This window comes from Kitasatospora sp. NBC_01539 (genome assembly GCF_045040525.1).
Taxonomy (GTDB): Bacteria; Actinomycetota; Actinomycetes; order Streptomycetales; family Streptomycetaceae; genus Kitasatospora.
Genome location: NZ_CP109390.1, coordinates 9217579 through 9235402 on the forward strand (window position 1 = coordinate 9217579; position 17824 = coordinate 9235402).

At 75.1% G+C, this 17824-nt stretch carries 13 protein-coding genes and 1 pseudogene; 6 read left to right on the plus strand and 8 right to left on the minus strand.

The genetic code is table 11. The features are described from left to right. Positions 1-183: 183 nt before the first annotated feature. Positions 184-342: a hypothetical protein gene (locus OG335_RS39885; protein WP_405008896.1), complete on the minus strand. Its 159-nt coding sequence runs from the start codon at positions 340-342 to the stop codon at positions 184-186. A 302-nt stretch (positions 343-644) separates the two neighbouring features. On the opposite strand from OG335_RS39885, the gene OG335_RS39890 reads away from it, so the two are divergent. Further along, complete coding sequence (locus tag OG335_RS39890; RefSeq protein WP_405008897.1) at positions 645-1880, plus strand: helix-turn-helix domain-containing protein; 1236 nt, start codon at positions 645-647, stop codon at positions 1878-1880. Between the two features lie 150 nt (positions 1881-2030). Here the strand turns inward: OG335_RS39890 and OG335_RS39895 are convergent, their stop codons facing one another. The 3 genes from OG335_RS39895 to OG335_RS39905 all read right to left on the minus strand — a co-directional run bounded on the left by OG335_RS39895 (position 2031) and on the right by OG335_RS39905 (position 6872). Beyond that, positions 2031-3134, minus strand: coding sequence for an alpha/beta hydrolase (locus tag OG335_RS39895; protein WP_405008898.1), 1104 nt, complete (start codon positions 3132-3134; stop codon positions 2031-2033). Positions 3135-3222: 88 nt separating this feature from the next. Then, positions 3223-3630: a RidA family protein gene (locus OG335_RS39900; RefSeq protein WP_405008899.1), complete on the minus strand. Its 408-nt coding sequence runs from the start codon at positions 3628-3630 to the stop codon at positions 3223-3225. Continuing rightward, positions 3627-6872 (minus strand): amino acid adenylation domain-containing protein, encoded by a 3246-nt coding sequence (locus tag OG335_RS39905; RefSeq protein ID WP_405008900.1) that lies wholly within the window; start codon positions 6870-6872, stop codon positions 3627-3629. The genes OG335_RS39900 and OG335_RS39905 overlap by 4 nt, the downstream gene beginning before the upstream one ends. A gap of 208 nt (positions 6873-7080) precedes the next feature. Here OG335_RS39905 and OG335_RS39910 point away from each other — a divergent pair, with 208 nt between their 5' ends. After that, entirely contained in the window at positions 7081-10299 is a 3219-nt protein-coding gene (locus tag OG335_RS39910) for a type I polyketide synthase (RefSeq protein ID WP_405008901.1), read from the plus strand. Between the two features lie 97 nt (positions 10300-10396). On the opposite strand, the gene OG335_RS39915 is transcribed toward OG335_RS39910, so the two are convergent. Both OG335_RS39915 and OG335_RS39920 read right to left on the minus strand, forming a co-directional pair. After that, entirely contained in the window at positions 10397-10567 is a 171-nt protein-coding gene (locus OG335_RS39915; RefSeq protein ID WP_405015270.1) for a hypothetical protein, read from the minus strand. Positions 10568-11241: 674 nt separating this feature from the next. Further along, a pseudogene (locus OG335_RS39920) lies at positions 11242-11580 on the minus strand (glycosyltransferase family 2 protein); the annotation flags it as partial. Positions 11581-11862: 282 nt separating this feature from the next. Here OG335_RS39920 and OG335_RS39925 point away from each other — a divergent pair. Then, complete coding sequence (locus tag OG335_RS39925; protein WP_405008903.1) at positions 11863-13989, plus strand: alpha/beta hydrolase family protein; 2127 nt, start codon at positions 11863-11865, stop codon at positions 13987-13989. 68 nt (positions 13990-14057) lie between these two features. On the opposite strand, the gene OG335_RS39930 is transcribed toward OG335_RS39925, so the two are convergent. After that, positions 14058-15053: an ArsR family transcriptional regulator gene (locus tag OG335_RS39930; protein WP_405008904.1), complete on the minus strand. Its 996-nt coding sequence runs from the start codon at positions 15051-15053 to the stop codon at positions 14058-14060. Positions 15054-15109: 56 nt separating this feature from the next. On the opposite strand from OG335_RS39930, the gene OG335_RS39935 reads away from it, so the two are divergent. Then, positions 15110-16030, plus strand: coding sequence for an oxidoreductase (locus tag OG335_RS39935; RefSeq protein ID WP_405008905.1), 921 nt, complete (start codon positions 15110-15112; stop codon positions 16028-16030). 255 nt (positions 16031-16285) lie between these two features. After that, positions 16286-16489, plus strand: coding sequence for a cold-shock protein (locus tag OG335_RS39940; protein WP_030918248.1), 204 nt, complete (start codon positions 16286-16288; stop codon positions 16487-16489). Between the two features lie 165 nt (positions 16490-16654). Here OG335_RS39940 and map read toward each other — a convergent pair whose 3' ends face one another. After that, positions 16655-17422, minus strand: a complete 768-nt coding sequence (map, locus tag OG335_RS39945) for a type I methionyl aminopeptidase (protein WP_405008906.1) — start codon at positions 17420-17422, stop codon at positions 16655-16657. A 62-nt stretch (positions 17423-17484) separates the two neighbouring features. Between map and OG335_RS39950 the strand changes: the two genes are divergently transcribed. Then, entirely contained in the window at positions 17485-17769 is a 285-nt protein-coding gene (locus tag OG335_RS39950; protein WP_405015273.1) for a helix-turn-helix domain-containing protein, read from the plus strand. Positions 17770-17824: the final 55 nt, after the last annotated feature.

Below are 17824 nucleotides of genomic sequence, written 5' to 3' on the forward strand. Positions count from 1 at the left end.
AAGATCCCTGCGGGAGTGCGGCGAGGAAAGGTGCCGATTCACCCGGGAGAAGTCCGCCGGCCGACCGTCACAGGTTCCGGGCGTCCGGGGTCCGAGGACCCGGGCCGACCGGGCGGCGCGGCGGACGGGAGGTGCGTGCGGGACGCGGCCCGCACGGCGCGGGGGTCGTGCGTGTCCGTCGTGTCACGGCCAGTCGATGTCGTCCAGGCCGTCGCCGGCGAGGACGACGGTCGAGGCGCCTCCCGGCGCCTGGATCGCCGCGCTCGACGGGGCGGCGACCAGGAGGGCCAGCAGGAGGGTGGCGAGGGCGGCGGCGGAGGCGGTTCCGATGTACTTGCGCATGACGGCTCCAGTCGAGGAGGGGCAGGGATCGGTGCATCCGTTGGTACGAGAAGAAAAACTAGTCGCGGGAAAAGATCGTTGGCAAGTCCTTGCCTGAAAGATGTCAAATTAGTGACAAGGTGTCACTCTGTGGTGAAGATCACTTGCCTAGCGTGTGCGGGCACAATTGCCAGAAACGGTGTCAGCCCATTACAGTTGCCTCTGGCACAGTGGTGAGGCTCCCGGCATGTCCCTGCAGGCCCCCCGCAGGGGGCTGACCGTCTGACCGAAACTGAATCCGTGTGGATTGTGGGATCAGCATGATGGAGCAGCCCTTTTTCGGCCGTCGCCTCAGGGAGTTGAGGCAGGAGCGCGGCCTCTCGCAGGCCGCCCTCGCGGGCGACGAAATCTCGACCGGATACCTGTCGCGACTGGAATCGGGAGCGCGGCAACCGACCGATCGCGTGGTGGCCTACCTCGCCGACCGGTTCGGCGTCGACCGGTCCGCCTTCGACGTGCCCGCCAGCGGCGGCTCACTGGCCCAGGCCCTCTCCATCGCGACGTCCACGGACAGCGACGAGGCGATCGAAGCCCTCATCACCGCACTGAACCGCGCCCCGGGAGCCGACCTCCTCTCGCGCTGGCAGGCCCTGTGGGTGGTCTTCCGCTACTGGCGGCGCCAGGGCCGGCACTCCGAGGAGCGCGCCTGCCTGGAGGAGCTCGCCCGGATCGCCGACGAACTCGGCCTGCCCGAGCTGCAGTGCCGCGCCTGGGCACAGCTCGCCCGGCTGCTCCGGTCGACCGGCGAGGTGGCCCGCGCCATCGGCGTGGCCTCCCGCGCCTACCAGCTCGCCTCCGAGGCGAAGCTCTCCGTCTCCGACACCGGAGCGGCGCTCCAGACCCTCGTCGCCGCCGAGGCCGAGGCCGGTCAGCTGCCCGACGCCCGGGCGCACGTCGACGAGCTCGTCCGGCTCACGGAACGCGGCGGGTCGGACGTGGCACGCACCGAGGCGCTGTGGTCCGCGGCCACCGTCCGCTCCCGGCAGGGCGACCACGACGGCGCCCGCGACTACCTGGAGCGCGCGATGCTCGGCCTGGAGAGCAGGGTCGACCTCACCCTGTGGGTGCGGCTGCGGCTCGCCGCCGCCTCCCTCTACCTCCAGACCAAGCCGCCCATGGTCGACCGCGGCCGGGACTGCCTGCAGGAGGCCGGGACGGCGCTCTCCCTCGTCGGCACGCCCGTCCTGCGGCAGGAACTGCTCACCCTGCAGGCCTACCTCGCCTTCCACGAGGGGCGGTTCGACGACGCCCGCCGGGCGCACGACGAACTCAGCCGGGACGAACTCCTCCTGGTCTACCGCGACCAGGTGCGCCTGGGCATCCTCGACAGCCGCCTGCTGCTCCTGGAGGGCAGGGAGGCCGAAGGGCTCGGCCGGCTGAAGGAGCTGGGCGAGGAGGCCCGTCAGAGCTCCAACATCGACCTCGCCGCGGACATCTGGCGCATCCTCGCGGAGGCCCTGGAGGAGCTCCACCAGGGCCGGCCCGTCCCCGCCCCCTGAGTCGGCGCCGCGCACCCGCGGCACCCACCCGCGGCATCACGGCATCACGGCATCACGGCATCACGGCATCACGGCACGACGGCAGGCCGACGGCGGTCCCCCACCCGGACGGGGGACCGCCGTCGGCCGTACGTCGTGCCGCCCGCGCGCTCAGAGCTCCAGGACCCGCCGCAGCCACGCCACCCGGGCGGCGTGCGCGCTCCGCGAGACCACCGCCGACGGCACCCATTCGTCGAAGCTGTGGAACGCCCCGGCCCAGACGTGGAGTTCAGCCTCGCAACCCGCCCGCCAGAGGCGCGAGGCGTAGGCGACGCCCTCGTCGCGCAGCGCCTCCACCGAGCCGACCTCCAGGAACGCCGGGGGCAGCCCCGCGAGATCGTGGGCCCGCGCGGGCGCGGCGTACGGCGTGACGGCGTCCGTACCCCGGCGGTCACCGAGCAGTGCCGTCCAGCCCGCGCGGTTGGAGAGGCCGTCCCAGAGACCGACCCGGGCCATCTGCCGGGCGGAGAAGCTGTCGGAACGGTCGTCGAGCATCGGGAACTGCAGCAGCTGCCCGGCCGGCCGGGGCCCGCCGCGGTCACGGCAGAGCAGGGCGAGGCCGGCGGCCAGCGCACCTCCCGCGCTGTTGCCGCTGAGCACGATCCGGTCGGCCGGCAGGCCCAGCCGTACGGCGTGGTCCGCCAGCCAGAGCAGCGCGGCGTAGCAGTCCTCCACCGGCACCGGGTCGGGGTGTTCGGGCGCGAGCCGGTAGTCGACGGACAGCACGGCCAGGCCGAGCTCCCCGGCCCGGTCGAGCTCCCCGGCGAGCTCGGTGCTGCGGTGGCTGCCGGCCACCATCCCGCCGCCGTGCGTGTGGTGGACGACGCCCCGCGGCACGTCGACGGCGGTCGGCCGGCACAGCAGCAGGGGGATCGCGGGCCTGCCGTGCGCGGCGGGTACCTCCAGGTGCTCCAGGGTGAAGGCGCCGCCGCGGAGGATCTGTGCGTCGGTGAGCCGGCCGGCCGCGCTGCGGCGGCGACGGTCCGGGATCAGCGCCGGAGTCAGCGGCATCGCGAGGTCGGCGAGGATCGCCGCGAGCGGCTGCGCCAGCTCGCGGTCGAACGGCGGCGGGGCGCCGCCGGCGGTGCGGGCCGCCGCCGTACGGGTGTCGGTGACGGTGTCGGTGGGGTCGCCGAGGGCGGGGTTGCCGCGGTCGGTCGCGGTGCCGGGGTCGGTGGAGGTGCTGTGCCCGGTGGGGGCGGCGAGGTCGGTCATGGCACTCCTGCCGTGGACGGTCGGGGACGCGGTGCGGTGGGCGGAAGCGGAAGCGGCATCGGCAGCGGCTGGGGGGTTGTGCCGCGGTTCAGGGCGCGTCGTCCGCGAGGATCGCCAACGCGTCGACCTCCAGAAGGAGTTCGGGCAGGAACAGCGCCGCCACCTGCATGACGGTGCTGGCCGGCGGGCGCTCGGTGTCGATGAACTCGTCGCGGACGGCGAGCACCTCGGTCAGGTGCGCCATGTCCGTGAGGTGGACGGTCAGTTTGACGACGTCGTCGAAGGTGCCCCCGGCCGCGGCCAGACAGGCCCGCATGTTGGTGAAGACCTGCCGGGCCTGGGCGGCGGGGTCGCCCTCGCCGACGAGGGAGCCCTTCTCGTCGAAGGGCAGCTGTCCGGCGACGGCGGCCAGCCGGCCAGGGCCGGTCACCACGTGCGTGTAGCCGTCGCTGGGCGCGACGCCCGCGGGTGCGGAGATGTGGGTGAGTCTGGTCATGCCGGTACTCCTGGGGAGAGAGGGGCCGCGTGCGGTGCGGGGGCCGTGAGACGGCCGGTGAAGCGGTCGGCGAGCTCCCGGGCGGTGGACTCCGCGACGGCGTCCGGACGGAAGGCCACCTCCAGGCGCATGCCGCCGTCGTCGTCGGGCCAGAGCTCGGTGTGGAGTTCGAGCGGCAGCTCCAGGTACGGCTGCCGGAGGAACGCCGTGTGCAGGCCGGGGAGTCCGAGCCGGGGTGCGGCGTTGTCCTGGAGGGCGAACAGCACCTGGTAGAGGGGTGGCCGACCGGTGCGTCGCGGCTCGGTGAGTCGCAGCACGTCGGCGAACGGCACGTCCTGGGCGGCGAGTGCGCGGGCCACCGTGCGGCCGGTCTCCCGTGCGCCGGTCGTGCCGCCGTCGAGCGCGGTGCCGCGCAGCCGCAGGCAGAGCATCTCGATGTGGCAGCCGACGGCACCGGCGAGGATCGGCGAGTCGCGCTGCGCCACGGGTACGCCGACCCCGAAGTCCCGCGCACCGGTGGTCTCGGCCAGGGCCGCGGCCCAGTGCGCGAGCAGGGCGCCGAACCGGGTCGTGCCCGCGTCCGTCGCCAGGGCGTCGACGCCGGCGAGCTGGGCCGCGGTGAGGCGGGCCTCCACCCGGCCCGGACCCGTGGCGTCGCGGGTCCCGTCGGCGGAGGGCCAGGGCAGGGCCGGGAGACCCTTCAACTCGTCGCGCAGGTACGACTCGTGGCGGTCGCGCGGCCCGGCGTGCCGGGCGTGGCGGAGGCGTTCGGCGTGGACCTCCGCCAGGCCGGGCGCAGGCCGGGGCGGCTCCGCATCGGCCTGCGGGCCATGGACGGTGGCGGCCGTGCGTTCGGCGTAGGCGTCGGCGAGGTGCCGGGCGAGGACGGACTCCGACCATCCGTCGAAGGCGATGTGGTGCACGACGCAGCCGAACACCGCGGTGCGCGGTCCGTCGGGCGCGCCTGCGGGCCTCACCGGCACCAGCGCCGTGCGCCACACCTCACCTTCGTCCAGGGCGAGTTCGTCGGCGAGTTCGGTGCGGAGCGCCCGGACGGCGGCGGCGGTGTCCGGTCGGTCGGGCAGGACGTCGAGCAGCGGTGGCGGGATGTCCGTCGGCCGTGCGTGCGGGGCCGGGTCGAGGAAGTACCCGCTGTGCAGCGGTTCGTGGCGGCGATGCACGTCGGCGACGGCGTCCTCCAGCGCGCCGTGGTCGAGGTCGCCGGTGATCGTCCAGGTGAGCAGGCAGTGTGCGGTCAGGTCGGCCGGTTCGAGCATCTGCCGGGTGAGGTAGACGGTCTGCAGCGGTGTCAGCGGTGTCAGCGGTGTCAGCGGTGTGTCGGTGGGGTCGGGGGAGGGACCGGAGCCGGTGGCCGCGTCCTGCGGGGGAGTGCCGGTGGCGCGCAGCCAGTCGGCGAGAGAGGTGACGGTCGGCAGCTCGTAGAGGCGGGAGACCGGCACGGGCCGGCCGAGGCGTGCGGCGAGGCGGGCGCAGACCCGTCCGGCGCCGAGGGAGCTGCCGCCGAGCTCGACGAAGGGGGTGTCGAGCGGTACGGCGTCCCGCCGGAGGACCTCGGCGAAGGCCTCGGCGACCACGCGGTCGGCGGGGTCGGTGAGGGTGGCGGGTGCGACGTCCGGGTCGGCACCGTCCCGTGGGCGGGCCGCGGGGGGTGCCGCGGCCAGGGCGAGGAGCGCGGCTTCGTCGAGCTTGCCCTGCGGGGTGCGGGGGAAGGCGCCGACGGCGACCACGGCGGCGGGCCGCTGGTAGGGGACGAGTGCGGTGTCCAGGATGCGTACGGCGTCCGGCAGTCGGTCGCCCGGTTCCTGCGGGGTGCAGAACGCCACGAGCTCCCGGCCGCCGTCCGCGGTCTGCCGTCCGAGCACCCGGCAGGCGGTGACGCCGGGCAGCAGGCGCTCGATCTGCCGTTCCACCTCGGCGGGTTCGACGCGGTGGCCGCGGATCTTGAGCTGGCGGTCCGCGCGGCCGCGGAAGTGCAGGAGGCCGTCGGTGTCCCACGTGCCGAGGTCGCCGGTGCGGTAGAGGCGCCGGGGGCGCCCGTCGATCACGACCGTGACGAAGGCCCGTGCGGTGAGGGCGGGTTCGCGGAGGTAGTGGAGGGCGAGGCCGTCGCCGCCGAGGCAGATCTCGCCGGTGCGGCCGGCGCCGCAGGGGCGGTCGCCGTCCAGCACGTGCACCTGGGTGCCGGGGACGGGACGCCCGAGCGGGATGCCGCCGGGGAGGTCGCAGTCGACCTCCGTGATGCGGTGGGTCGTGGCGAAGACGGTGTTCTCGACCGGGCCGTAGCCGTTGAGCAGCGCGGTGCCGGGGTGGCGGCGCAGGAACCGGCGGACGTGCGGGGCGGAGAGGCGTTCGCCGCCGGTCATCACCTGGGTGACGCCGCGGAAGGCGTCGAGGTCCTCGTCGACGACCAGGTTGAAGAGGCTGCTGGTGAGCCAGACGGTGTCCGCCCGGTGGGTGGTGACCGCGTCGCGCAGCGCGGCGGGGGAGAGGTAGGCGTCCTCCACGACGAGCGAGGTGCCGCCGTTGAGGAGGACGGACCAGAGCTCCAGGGAGAAGGCGTCCCACGGGGTGGGGGCGGCGAGCGGCACGACGGAGTGCGGGGTGAACCGGGCGAAGCCGTCGGTCGGGAAGAGTCGTGCGGTGGCGCGGTGCGGGGTGACGACGCCCTTGGGCCGGCCGGTCGTGCCGGAGGTGAAGAACACGCAGCAGGCGGCGTCGCCGCCGACGGGCACCGGACGGAAGCCGGCGGGCGGGTCGACCGGTTCGGCCGGCGGGGTCCACACGAGCGGTTCCCGGCCCGTGCCGGTCGGTGGCGTCGTGGCCTGGCCGGTGCCGGGCAGGCCAGGATGGCCGGGTGGGGCGATCAGCAGCGGCGGGTCCAGCAACTCCCGTACGCGGCCGAGGCGGTCGGCGGGCCAGGCCGGGTCGAGCAGGGCGTACGCCGCGCCGGTCTTGAGCACGGCGAGCAGGGCGGTGACGAGGTCGAGGCCCCGCGGCAGCAGGACGGGGACGAGGTCGCCCGGCACGACGCCGGCGGCGGTCAGGCGGCCCGCCCAGGCGTCGGCCGTGCGGTCGAGCTGCCGGTAGGTGAGGCGGCCGCCGGTTCCGACGAGGGCGGTCCGGTGCGGGTGGCGCCGCGCGGTGCGGGCGAACGTCTCGTGCAGTCCCTCGTCGGGCGCGGTGGAAGTGCGCCCCTCGGTCCATGCCGGGTCAGGTAGCACGCCGACCTCTCCCCTCGGGTCCGGTCGGCCTCGCAGTCCACCGCGGAGGCCACCAATGTTGCCAACTGGAAGGCAAGATATTGCCACAGGCTTGTCCGGTCTGGCAATGTTGGCCGGGCCGCGGCCGGGCACCCGCCGGCCGCGGAGGCCGTCCGACCCGCGCAGCGCCGCGGACGGCCCGGGCACCGCGCTAGCCGAAGGTGGTTCGATGGTCCGCGACCGTTCCCTGGATATCGCCGTCACCGGCATCTCCGGACGATTCCCGAACGCCCCCGACGTGGCGTCGCTCTGGGAGGCAGTGAAGGCCGGGCGGGTGCTCACCACCCGCCACGACCGGCAGGACCTCGCCGACGCAGGAGTTCCCCGCGTCCTGCTCGACGACCCCGGCTACGTGCCCGTGCGCGGCCACCTCGACGACGCCGACCGCTTCGACGCCGCGCTCTTCCGGATCAGCCCGCGCGAGGCCGAGCTGATGGACCCCCAGCACCGGCTCATCCTGGAGACCGCCTGGTCGGCCCTGGAGGACGCCGGCACCGACCCGCTCGGCGTCGCTCCCGTGACCGCCGTCTACGCCTCGGCCTCCGGCAGCGGCTACCTCCGCGCCATGGCCGCCGGCGGCCTGCTCGACCCCGTCACGCTGGAGGACGCCGTCCACGGCACGGAGCCCGACTTCCTGGCGAGCCTGGTCTCCTACCGCCTCGGGCTGACCGGCCCCGCCATGGCCGTGCAGACCGCCTGCTCCTCCTCCCTCGTCGCCGTGCACCTCGCCACCCAGGCCCTGCTCAACGGCGACTGCGACCAGGCCCTCGTCGTCGCCGCCGGCATCCCGTACCCGCAGGGCGGGCACCTCCACCTGCCCGGAGGGATCCACTCGCCGACCGGCCGCTGCCGACCGTTCGACGGCGAGGCCGACGGCGTCGTCGCCGGGTCGGGGGTCGCCTGCGTCGTGCTGCGCCGACTGCAGGACGCCCTCGACGAGGACCTCGACCCGTACGGCGTGGTGCTCGGCACCGCCATCAACAACGACGGCTCGGCGAAGGCCGGTTACTACGCGCCGTCGGTCGGCGGGCAGCAGGCGGTGATCCGCGCCGCCCTCCGCGCGGCGGACGTCGACGGCACGACCGTCGGCTACCTGGAGACCCACGGCACCGGCACCCGGGTCGGCGACCCCATCGAGTGGGCGGCGGCCTCCGCGGCGCTCGCCGCCGCGGGCGCCCGGCCCGGACAGGTGGCGGTCGGTGCGCTCAAGGCCAACACCGGCCACCTCGACAACGCCGCGGGCGTGGCCGCGCTGATCAAGGCACTGCTGGTCGTCCGGCACGGCGTCGTGCCCCCGGTGGCCGGCTTCACCACACCGAACCCGCTGCTGGAGTCCGAGGGATCGCCGCTGCACGTACCGCGCGAGGCCGCCGCCTGGACCGGCCCGGAGCCGCGGCGCGCCGGCGTCAGCGCGTTCGGCATCGGCGGCACCAACGCCCACGTCGTCGTGGAGCAGCCACCCCTGCGGCCCGTCACCCCGCCCGTCACCCCTGCCGCCACACCGACCCCCGCTGCCGTACCCGCCGCCGGGTCGTCCGCGGCCACCGCGGTCACCGCCACCGCGCCCACCGCGCCCACCGCGCCCGCCGAGGTGCCGCGGGAGCGGCTCGTGGTGCTGTCGGCCGCCGACCCGGAGGCACTGGCCCGGGCCGCCGACCGGACGGGCCGACACCTCGTCACCACCGGGGCCGACCTCGCGGACGTGGCGTCCACCCTGGCCACCGGACGGGCCGCACTGCCCTGGCGGCTCGCGGTCACCGGACGCGGCGGCGCGGAGGTCGCGGCCCGGCTGCGCAGCGGCGAAGGCGTCGTCACCGGTCGGCGCCCGGTCTCCGGCACGGTGCCCGCGGTGTTCCTCTTCCCCGGCCAGGGCACGCAGCACCCCGGCATGGCACGGCCGTTCGCGGAGGCGCTGCCCGGATTCCGGCAGGCCCTCGACGACTGCCTGGCGGCCCTCGACGACGGCCTCGGCGCCACCGGAGGCTCCGGCGCCACCGACGGCTCCGGGACGGTGCCGACGCCCGGCCTGCTGCGGACGCTGCTGCTCGACCGGGGCGCCCCCGCCGACGCGCTGGCGGACACCGTGCTCGCACAGCCGGCGCTGTTCGCGGTCGGGTACGCGGCCGCCACGGCGCTCGCGGACCTCGGGGTACGCCCCGCCGCGGTGGCCGGGCACAGCCTGGGCGAGATCACCGCGGCCTGCGTCGCCGGCGCGCTCGGCCTCGCGGACGCCGCGCGCCTCGTCATCGCCCGCGGACGGGCCATGCAGGCCTGCCCCGAAGGCGCCATGCTCGCCCTCGGCTGCACCGAGGACGAGGCCCTGGCCTGGATCGCCGCCGCAGGCGCCCTGGTAGGGGTCGCGGCGGTCAACACCCCCGACTCCTGCGTGGTCGCGGGCGCCCCCGGCGAGATCGACGCCTTCGAGGCCTGGCTGGCCGGGCGGACCTTCACCCGCCGGCTCGCCACCGCACGCGCCTTCCACTCGCCGCTCATCGAGCCGGCCCTCGCGGCGGTCGCCGAGGCAGCCGCCGGGTCGTCCCCGCAGGTCCTGCGGGTGCCGCTCGCCGCCAACGCCACCGGCCGCCTCCTGCCGGCCGGGGCCGTCCTCGCCCCCGGCCACTTCGCCGGACAGGCCCGCGGGGCGGTGCGGTTCGCCGACGGACTCGCGGCGGTCGCCGCCCAACTGCCGGGCGCCGTCGCCGTCGAGATCGGGCCCGGCCGGGTGCTGTCGGCGATGGCGGACGCCGCGGGCCTGCCGGCCGTACCGCTCTCGCCGGACCGTACGGCCGGGCCGGGCGCCGAGGTGCTCGCCGCACTGGGCGCCCTCTGGGTGGAGGGGCTGCCCCTCGCACCCGGCGGGCTGTGCGGCGGCGGGCGCACCGTCCACCTGCCGGGCTACGCCTTCGCCGGGCCGCGCTGGATCGCCCCGGAGGCACGCCCGCGCCCCGCCGCCGTTGCGCCGACCGCCGCCGTGACGACCGCCGCCGCACCGGGCGCGGTGACGGCGGCTGCGGTGACGGCGACGGCGGAGGCGGAGGCCGCAGTGGCGGTGGCGGCTGCCGTGACGGTGGCGGTGGGGCCTGCGGTGCCCGACCCATCGGCGGCCGCGGGCACCGCGACCGTCCCGGACGTCGACGTCGCCGTGCTGATGACCCGGTGCTGGCGGGAACTGCTCGGTCACGACGGGCTCACCGACGCGTCCGACTTCTTCGAGCTCGGCGGGGACTCGCTGCTGATCACCCGTCTGGCGCACCGGATCCGGCAGGAGCTCGGCATCCGGGTGCCGGTGCGCGACATGCTGCTCGGCCGCACCCTCGGCCGCCAGACGGAGCTGGCCCGCAGGCTGCTCCACGGGTCGACGGAGACGGTGCCCGCGGGAGTCTCCTGAGCCGCGCCCACCCCCGGGCCCGGCCCGGACGCGAGGCGCCGCCCGCACCCCGGTGGGCCCGGGGGGTGGGCGGCGCCTCGCGCGTCTCCGGCCGGAGTCAGCCCCGCGCGGCCCCGGCAGGTGCGGTGACCTTGCGGGCGACGCGCTCCGCCTCGCGGAGGATCGCGTCGCGGTAGCGCGCACCGAGGGCGGCGACCGGCGGCAGGACGCGGCACTCCTCGACGCTGCCGTCGGGGTGGGGCAGGCCGAACCCGGCGAGCGGGAGCACCGCGGGGAGGGCGCGCGTGTCGTCCAGGGCGTCGAGGTCGGGGGAGGGCAGGGGATGCCGTCCGCGGTCACCACCCCGACGAGGAGGACGTCCGTGCCGTTGACGGTGCCGCGGACGGCTCCGAGCGCTCGGCCCTCGCCCCCGGCGGCCGCCGCGAGCTCGCGCTCGACCTCCTGGTAGATCCGGTCGGCTTCCAGCCAGCCGAAGGCGAGGGCGAGTTCGAGGTCGAGTCGTGGCCACTTGGCCAGGTAGTACTTGTTGTTGACCCCGGCGGTGGTGCCGTTGGCGGAGAGGTCGCGGGCGTGCGGCAGGTGCACGCCGTACACGTCCTGCGGCAGCAGCACGGGCGTGCCCGTGGCGGCGACGCGCAGCCCCCACTCCTGGTCCTCGGGGCCCCAGCCGTCGAAGCCCTCGTCGAAGTGCAGCCCGTGGCGGCGCAGGGTCGCGGCGGGAAGGGCGAGGAACCCGCCGCGCGCGTACACCCACGGGAAGCGGGCGATCGGCGAGCGGTACGCGGGCGACCAGCGCTCGTCCATGCCGCTGACGTCGGTCTGCTCCAACTGCGCCAGCACGGTGCGGTAGTGGCTGTACGGCAGGGCGGTGACGGTGTCGACGTCGCGTTCGGCCACGTCGTCGTAGCCGATCATCCCGCCGGCGATGCAGACGTTCTGCCGGTGGGCGTAGTGCCGGGTGTAGAGGTTCTCCAGGCAGCCGGGCGGCAGCATCATGTCGGCGTCGAGGAAGACCAGCACCTCGCCGGTGGCCTGGGCCACGGCCAGGTTGCGCGCGTGGCTGAGGTTCCACGGCACGTCGGCCGTCACGGTGACGATGCGGAGCCGGTCCGTGTACTCCCGGCAGAGGGCGGTGTACTCCGGCGCGTACTCCAGGGCGCCGACCACGACCTCGAAGTCCGAGCGGTCGAGGGTCTGGTCGGCGAGTGCGGCGAAGACCAGCCCGATGTTGTCCAGCCGCTGCTTGTAGGGGATCACGACGCTGAATTTCGGCGTGCCCATGTGTGTGCTCCTCACGAGGCCCGGCGGAGGGTGCGGGTCGGGGCCGACCCGGTCCAGCCCTCCGCAGGCCAGACGGTAACGGGCGGAGGCACATCGTGGCAAGGTGTTGCCAAATCTGTTGCCCGAAGGTCTGGAGCAATGCGAACGGGGGAAGAGCAACCCCTGGACGGCCGATCCGGCACCCGCCCGGCACCCGCCCGGCACCCGCCTGGCACCCGCCCGGCACTCGGTGGCCGAACACCGTCCGGGCCGTCCGTCCGCCGTCCCCACCAGGAGGAAACGATGCGCACCGCGCCGTACGGGACGTGGACGTCCCCGATCACCGCCGCCGAGGTCGCCGAGGGCGAATCCGCCCCCGACTGGCTCGACTTCGTGGGCGACGAACTCTGGTGGACGGAGGCCCGCCCCGCCGAGGCGGGCCGCAGTGCGCTCGTCGGCCGCACCCCGGACGGCGAGGTCCGCGAACTGCTCGGCCCGGCGTGGAACGTCCGCTCGCGCGTCATCGAGTACGGCGGCAGGCCGTGGCTGGCGCTCGGCGCCGACGCCACGGCCGGATTCGTCTTCGTGCACTGGGACGACCAGCGCGTCCACCGGGCGTCACCCGGCACACCTCCGGTCGCCATCAGCCCGCAGCCCGCTCGTCCGGCCGGCGCCCGCTACTGCGACTTCACCCGGGTCGGTGACGAGATCTGGTGCCTGCGCGAGGAGTTCACCGGGAACACCGGCACCGAGGTCCGGCGCGAGCTGGTCGCCCTCCCGCTCGACGGCAGTGCCGCGCACGCGCGCGGCGCCGTCCGGGTGCTCGCCGCCACCCACCACTTCATGACCGGGCCCAGGATCTCGCCGGACGGCCGGCACGCCGCCTGGATCGGCTGGGACCACCCGGCGATGCCCTGGGACGCCACCGAGCTGATGTGCGCGCCGGTCACCGCCGACGGCGGCCTCGGCACGCCCCGCAGGATCGCCGGGGGCGACGGCGTCTCGGTCGGCCAGGTCGAGTGGGACCCGGACCGTCCCGGCGTGCTCCACGTCGTGGCCGACCCCGACGGCTGGTGGAACCTCCACGAGGTGCGGCTGGACGGCACCTCGCGCGCCCTCTGCCCCCGCCCCGAGGAGTTCGGCGAGCCGCTGTGGCGGATCGGCACCCGCTGGTTCCTCCCTCTCGGCGGCGGGCGGCTGGCCGTCACCCACGGCACCGCGGACCGCAGGCTCGCCGTGCTCGGGGCGGACGGCTCGCTCAACGACGTCCCGTCCCCGTACACCGAGTGGGTCGGCATCGCCGTGCACGGCCGACGGGTGGCCGCCACCGCCGCCGGCCCGCGCGACCCGTGGGCCGTCGTCCTCGTGACGGTGGACGACCCGGATCCGTCCGATGCCGTGCCGTCCGCCGTGCCGTCCGCCGTGGCGCCGTCCGGTCGGGTGCAGGGCGTATCGGCGGCGGGTGCTTCGGCGCGGGATGCTCGGCGCCGGGACCGGCCGCGGACGGAGCGGACGGAGTGGACGGAGGTGGTCCGGGCCGAGCCGCTGCGCCACGCCGACCACCACCCGCACGGCCGCCACGAGGTCCTGCCCGGCCCGGACGGCGAGGAGGTCCACGCCTTCGTCCACCCGCCGCACCATCCCGGTGCCGCGGCGCCGGAGGGCGAGCTCCCGCCGTTCCTCGTGCAGGTGCACGGTGGTCCCACCACCCGCAGCCGGCTCGTCGCCCGTCCCGAGATCGCCTTCTTCACCAGCCGCGGCATCGGCGTCGTCGACGTGCAGTACGGCGGCTCGACCGGCTTCGGCCGGTCGTACCGCGAACGGCTGCGCGGGCACTGGGGCGTCACCGACGTCCGGGACTGCGCGGCGGTGGCCCGGGCCCTGATCGCCAGGGGCATCGCCGACCCGGCGCGCATCGGCATCCGCGGCGGCAGTGCCGGCGGCTGGACGGCCGCGGCCTCGCTGGCGGCGGAGCCCGGCCTCTACCGCGCGGCGGGCATCTACTACCCGCTGCTCGACCCCGAGCAGTGGCGGGTCAGCGGCACCCACGACTTCGAATCCCGGTACCTGGAGAGCCTGATCGGCCCGTGGCCGCAGGCGCGTTCCCGCTACGAGGAGGTCTCCCCGCTCCGGCGCGCGCACCACGTGCGCACCCCGTTCGTCATCCTGCAGGGCACCGACGACGCGGTCTGCCCGCCCGAACAGTCCGAACGCTTCCTGGACCGCCTGCGGGGCAGCGGCGTGCCGCAGGCCTACCTGACCTTCGAGGGCGAGCAGCACGGCTTCCGCACCGCCCGAACCGTCGAGCAGTGCCTCACGGCCGAACTCTCCCTCTACGCGCATGCGTTCGGCTTCACCACGGCGGACGCGCCGCCGTGGGCCCCCGGCACCCCGGCGCCGCTGCGGCGCGGGCTCCACGGTGCCGGGTGACCGTCCGGGCCGGGCACGGTTCGTCGACGCCCTGTCGGCGCCTTCGGGCCCGCGGGGTCGCTGACGGCTCACCCGGCGATGAGGGTGTCCGCGACGGAGGTGCGGGCGTAGAGCACGACCCGGCCGGCCCGGTGGGCGCTGACCAGGCGGGCGTCGCGCAGCGCGGTGAGGGCCTGGGAGACGCCGGCCGGCGAGAGCCCCGTGCGCTGGGCCAGCTCCGTGGTGGAGGCCGGCGAGTCGAGTTCGGTCAGCAGCCGCGTCCGGGTGCGGCCGAGCACGGCGGCGAGCGGAGTCGTCCCGGCGGCCGGACGGGCCGCCCACAGGTCGCCGATGCCCCGCGCCGGGTAGGCCAGCTGAGGAGGTTCGGGCGGCGTCACCCGGGTGAGCGGGCAAGGCCCGGTGAAGACGGACGGCAGGAGGACCATCCCCGCCCCGGCGGTCGGCCGGGACAGCGCCCGGGTGCGCCGGGCCAGCCGCAGGGCGTGGTCGTCCCAGCTCACCGTCGGGTGCAGCTCGTTGAACAACCGGCCGGCCCCCTGTTCGGCGACCTGCCGCGCCCGGTGGAACACGTCGGCGTCGAGGACGGCCCGGATCCTCGCCCAGTACGGGGCCAGTGCGAGATCCCAGTACGCGGCGATCTCCTCGGTGACCCGCTCCAGACGGGCCCGCGGCCGCGCGTACAGCGCGCTGGCCCGCGGTCCGAGGTGCCCCTGCTCCTCCGCCAGACGGTCGAGGTCCCGGCGCACCCGGTCGGCCGGCGTGGCGGCGATCTGCGCCAGTTCCCGGCCCAGCGTCGGCGCCGGCCCGTCGGGCGCGGGATTCAGGAAGTCCGGGACGTACCCCGCCCCCGGCACCAGATCGCCCAGCCAGCCGCGGTCCAGCCCGGCCGCCGCCCACCGCGGCCGCACCTGCGCCACCCACGTGTGGTGCACCGGATGCGCGATGCCCGACACCAGCAGCCGGAAGCTCGGCCCCACCTCCCACATCGGCGAGACGGCGAAGCGCAGTCGCGCGAGATCACGCGCGGAGAACGCCAGCTCAGCCGCCACCCGCACCCCCGACATTCGCGCATGCCCGAATCATTGGCGCGCCAGCCTACCCGGCCGCGACGATCCCCGGCATGACACCACGGACCATCACCGCAGCGGCGTCGGGCACCTGGCGGCTCGGCGACCTGACGATCAACCGGATCGGCTTCGGCGCCATGCGCCTGCCCCAGACGGGCGAGGCCCTCGTACCCGGCGCCCGCCCCCGCGACCGCGAGCAGGCCGTCGCCGTGCTGCGCCGCGCCCTCGACCTGGGCGTCGACCACATCGACACCGCGGCCTTCTACTTCTCGCCGCTGCGCTCCGCCAACGAACTCATCAACCGGGCCCTGGCCCCGTACCCCGACCACCTCGTCATCACCACCAAGGTCGGCCCCGGCCGCGACCCGTCCGGTCACTGGACGCCTCACGCCACCCCCGACCGCCTGCGTGGCCAGGTCGAGGAGAACCTGCGCCAGCTCGGCCGCGACCACCTCGACGTCGTGAACCTCCGCGTCCTCGGCACCGACTCCGTCGCCGAACGCTTCGGCGTCCTCGCCGAGCTGCGCGAGGCCGGGCTCGTCCGCCACCTGGGCCTCTCCAACGTGACCCCCGCCCAGCTCGCCGAGGCCCGCGCCATCGCTCCCGTGGTCTGCGTGCAGAACCGGTACGGCATCGGGGTGCGCCCGCAGGACGACGGCTTCGTGCGGCTCTGCGGCGAGCAGGGCATCGCGTTCGTCCCCTTCTACGCGATCGCGGGCACCGCGGGTCAGGCCGGCGCAGTCGACGCCGAGGCGGACGCCGTCCGTGCCGTCGCCCGGGCGCACGGCGCGAGCACCGCCCAGATACGCCTCGCGTGGACGCTCCACCGCGGCCCGCACGTCCTGGCGATCCCGGGCACCGGGGACCTCGACCACCTCGCGGCCAACGTCGCCGCCGGGGCGATCCGCCTCTCGGACACCGACCTCGCGGCCCTCGACGACCTCCACCACGGCGGCGGGGGAAGGGCGCTCTGACCTCGGCCGCCGCAGCAGGAGACCGCTGCGCGGGCCCGGCGCGAACCCGCAGGTCGATGTCCCGCCGTTCCGCTGTCGGGCCTGCTACAGTTCAGGGGAGTTGCAGTAGTGGTTCCCATGGACTTGGTGTGCGCCTGCTGATATATCGCAGGCGCATTTTGTTTTTCCGGATCTTTTCTCCGGGTGGGTCATCATCGCGGCACTCGGGGCCCGCACCGTGCGGGTCTCGGACAGCCCCTTTGAAGGAGAATTTTTATGGCTAATGGCACTGTGAAGTGGTTCAACGCGGAAAAGGGCTTCGGCTTCATCGAGCAGGAGGGTGGCGGCCCGGACGTCTTCGCCCACTACTCGAACATCAACGCCAACGGCTTCCGCGAGCTGCTCGAGGGCCAGAAGGTCGAGTTCGACGTCACGCAGGGCCAGAAGGGCCCGCAGGCGGAGAACATTCGCCCGCTGTAATTTCGCCACGGCACCCGCCTGGTAGCAGGGGCCCGCACCGGATGTCACATCCGGTGCGGGCCTTTGCGTTTGTCGCCGCACGGCCGACCGGTCGGCGGCCCCGCCGGGTGTGAGCGGATCCGGGGTCGGGGCGGGTTTCGGGGTCGGGGCAGGGTTTCGGGGTTGTCAGGGCAGGGTGAGGATGCGGGGGCCGTCCTCGGTGACGGCGATGGTGTGTTCGATGTGGGCGGCGCGGCTGCCGTCGGTCGTGCGCAGGGTCCATCCGTCGGGGTCGGTGTAGTAGGCGTTGCGTCCGCCGGCCATGAGCATGGGTTCGAGGGCGAGGGTGAGACCGTGGCGCAGGGGGAAGCCGCGACCGGGCCGTCCGTGGTTGGGGACGTGGGGGTCCTCGTGCATCCGGCGGCCGATGCCGTGGCCGCCGAAGTCGGTCGGCATGCCGCAGGCGGCCTTGCGGGCGACCGTGCTGATGGCGTGGGAGATGTCGCCGATGCGACGGCCGGTGGTGGCGGCGGCGATGCCGGCGTCCAGGGCCCGCCGGGTGGCGGCGATGAGTTCGAGGTCGGCGGGGCGAGGGGTGCCGACGGTGAAGCTGATCGCGGCGTCGCCGGTCCAGCCGTCGAGTTCGGCTCCGCAGTCGATGCTGACCAGGTCGCCGTCGCGCAGGCGGTGGTCGTCGGGGATGCCGTGTGCGACGGCGTCGTTGACGGAGGCGCAGATCACGGCGGGGAAGGGGACGGGGGCGAAGGAGGGCTGGTAGCCCAGGAACGGTGAGCGCGCTCCGGCCGCGGTGAGAACGGCGCGGGCGGCTTCGTCCAGCTCGCGCAGACGGACTCCCACGGCTGCCGCCTCACGGGCGGCCGCAAGTGCGTGGGCCACGACGCGTCCGGCTTCACGCATCGCTTCCAGTGCCGTGTCGGTCTTGATCTCCACCATGTGTCGTGGCTCCCTGCGGTGCGATGCTGCCCAATACTTATACCGGTATTAGTATCACGGGCATGGTGAGAGTTCCCTTGACCCCGGAAGAGCGGCACCGTGGAGAGCGCTTCGGGGCCCTGCTCCGCCGGGCCCGCGGTGACCGCAGCATGGTGGACGTGGCAGCGGCGGCCGGGGTGTCCGCGGAGACGCTCCGCAAGATCGAGACCGGTCGGGCCCCGACCCCGGCCTTCTTCACCGTGGCAGCCCTGGCCCACGCCCTGCACCTGTCACTCGACGACCTGGCCGCCGCCTGCGCGGACGAGTCGGACGACTCCGAAGGCGGCGAGCACGCCATGTCGGCGTGACCCGACACGCGCCGGCCGCCGGCGAGGGCAGGCGTTCCCGTCGTAGCGCGGCAGG

Excerpts from the sequence above, each read along its gene's own strand:
- OG335_RS39950 (WP_405015273.1), top strand. The coding sequence starts at position 17,485 with ATGGTGAGAGTTCCCTTGACCCCGGAAGAGCGGCACCGTGGAGAGCGC.
- OG335_RS39890 (WP_405008897.1), top strand. The coding sequence starts at position 645 with ATGGAGCAGCCCTTTTTCGGCCGTCGCCTCAGGGAGTTGAGGCAGGAG.
- OG335_RS39930 (WP_405008904.1), bottom strand. The coding sequence starts at position 15,053 with ATGTCGGGGGTGCGGGTGGCGGCTGAGCTGGCGTTCTCCGCGCGTGAT.
- OG335_RS39895 (WP_405008898.1), bottom strand. The coding sequence starts at position 3,134 with ATGACCGACCTCGCCGCCCCCACCGGGCACAGCACCTCCACCGACCCC.
- OG335_RS39940 (WP_030918248.1), top strand. The coding sequence starts at position 16,286 with ATGGCTAATGGCACTGTGAAGTGGTTCAACGCGGAAAAGGGCTTCGGC.
- OG335_RS39885 (WP_405008896.1), bottom strand. The coding sequence starts at position 342 with ATGCGCAAGTACATCGGAACCGCCTCCGCCGCCGCCCTCGCCACCCTC.
- OG335_RS39925 (WP_405008903.1), top strand. The coding sequence starts at position 11,863 with ATGCGCACCGCGCCGTACGGGACGTGGACGTCCCCGATCACCGCCGCC.
- OG335_RS39935 (WP_405008905.1), top strand. The coding sequence starts at position 15,110 with ATGACACCACGGACCATCACCGCAGCGGCGTCGGGCACCTGGCGGCTC.
- OG335_RS39900 (WP_405008899.1), bottom strand. The coding sequence starts at position 3,630 with ATGACCAGACTCACCCACATCTCCGCACCCGCGGGCGTCGCGCCCAGC.
- OG335_RS39910 (WP_405008901.1), top strand. The coding sequence starts at position 7,081 with ATGGTCCGCGACCGTTCCCTGGATATCGCCGTCACCGGCATCTCCGGA.
- map (WP_405008906.1), bottom strand. The coding sequence starts at position 17,422 with ATGGTGGAGATCAAGACCGACACGGCACTGGAAGCGATGCGTGAAGCC.